1 protein-coding gene is annotated in these 1,714 nt (G+C 58.5%); it reads right to left on the bottom strand.

Annotated features, from left to right (window positions below; genetic code table 11):
* Nucleotides 1-16: 16 nt before the first annotated feature.
* Complete coding sequence (locus tag FO013_RS22090) at nucleotides 17-1,603, bottom strand: IS1634 family transposase (RefSeq protein ID WP_143924715.1); 1,587 nt, start codon at nucleotides 1,601-1,603, stop codon at nucleotides 17-19.
* Nucleotides 1,604-1,714: the final 111 nt, after the last annotated feature.

The following is a 1,714-nucleotide window of genomic DNA, read 5'->3' as shown; positions in this document are numbered from 1 at the left end:
CCTGAGTTCCACAACTTTAGTGTCCCGCGAACCGGTCTGGCAGTAGTCCACCCGCGATTTCTCTCGCTTCCCCGGTGATCTCGGGGTCGAAAGTGATGTCCTGCCCACCGATCCGCCCGGTGAACTCCCGCAACGGCCGCAGACTCGTGATGATCTTCTTCAACGACACCCCAGTCGCATCCTGCATGAACCTGGATACGGCCAACGCGGTGAACACCACCGTCAAGTGTGCCTCGATCGCGTCCCTGGTTCGGTGGAAGATCGGTCGGGCCCTCAGATCGGTCTTTGACATCCGGAAAGACTGCTCCGCATGCCATAGGTCGTGATAACTGCCGATCACCTCCGCCGCAGGCATGGTCCCGACGGGAATGTTCGTGACATAGCCTTTGAACCCAGAGAGCTTCATCGCCCGCTCATACACCTTCTCATCGAAGGCCTTCTCCTCATCCGTGACCTTCACAAACCGGGCCTTCTTCGCCGGCTTGTCACCATCGATGATCGCCAACGCCCGGTTGCGCTGCAGGTTCAGCGTCTGCTCATCACGCATCGCCCTCTTCCGCCGGTACTGCCACACCACCCGCCACGCATCCGGATGATCCTGAGCCGACCAGACGGGTTCGCGTCTCGTCTTCACTCGCTCCGGGTCGAGTCGCTTGATGCCTTTCGGGGTGATCGTGTCGATGATCTGCCCATCCTCGGTGTACTCGCCATTCCATCGGAAATGCGTGGCCAGGTCGTGTGGGGCCTTCGTCTGTCTAGAGCCGACGATGAACCGCAGCCTGGCATCATCAAGTTCCTTGAGGTTCTTTGCCGACAACATGCCGGCATCGGCGGCCACGACCATGTCGGTGACGTGGTGCCTTTCTTGGAAGGCTTTGATCACGGGAATGATCGTGTGCGTCTCGGCCTTCGCCCCTTCGAAGCAGCCGATCTCTAACGGGAACCCCGTGCGGTCGACGAGGAGTCCCACAACGATCTGTGGGTCCACGCGACGTTCTTTCGAATACCCGACCTGGCGCAGAGCGTCTTCCTTCTCAGCCTCGAAATATAAGGTTGTGACGTCATACAGCAGCAAGCTGATGCCGGTGGTGGTCACACTGTGGGCGAAGCATTTCTCAGCGATCTTTCCTCGGTAGTCGCGATCTTTCGCTCGTTTCAGACAGTTGAGGAACGTGTTGTGGTGAGGCGGATCAATGCCGAGTTCGGCGAGGACACGGAGACTATCTGCTTTCGACGTCGGTTCCACCAGTCGAGCCAACACCAGCTGGAAGAACGCTTCGTCGTCAACGACATCGCCAAAGCCCAAACGCTTCCAGGACTCGGTGATCGCGTCGATGAGAATGGACGAGCGTGATCCCACAACGGTTCGTGCTCGTGGCAGCGCGGCAGCATCATTAGGCAGACCCAGTTCGAGTTCGAGCTGGTCGGCTGCCCCGTAGTCGGCGAGTTTCTCTTCGCCGGCGGCGAGCAGAGCTGTCAGTTCTGCTTCGGAGTGAGCCGATCCGAGGTGTTCAAGGACGGCAACTTTTCCACGATGTTTGCGCACGATCTGCACAGCAGTAGCCCCAGATCCTGTGGTGACTTTCCGTAGACGAGGCGACATAAACCCATCGTAGACAGCCGTTTAGTGTCCCACCAACACGATCTCTGAACCCGTGACCAGCATAAACACAAACGAAATCGCGAGATCAGCACCGAGTTGTGGAAGTCAGGT

Origin of the sequence: Brevibacterium aurantiacum (assembly GCF_007558825.1) — a bacterium.
GTDB classification, from domain to species: domain Bacteria; phylum Actinomycetota; class Actinomycetes; order Actinomycetales; family Brevibacteriaceae; genus Brevibacterium; species Brevibacterium aurantiacum_A.
The sequence above is the reverse complement of the archived record's forward strand: the minus strand, read 5'-3'. Positions and strand labels throughout refer to the sequence as shown.

Excerpts from the sequence above, each read along its gene's own strand:
- FO013_RS22090 (WP_143924715.1), bottom strand. The coding sequence starts at position 1,603 with ATGTCGCCTCGTCTACGGAAAGTCACCACAGGATCTGGGGCTACTGCT.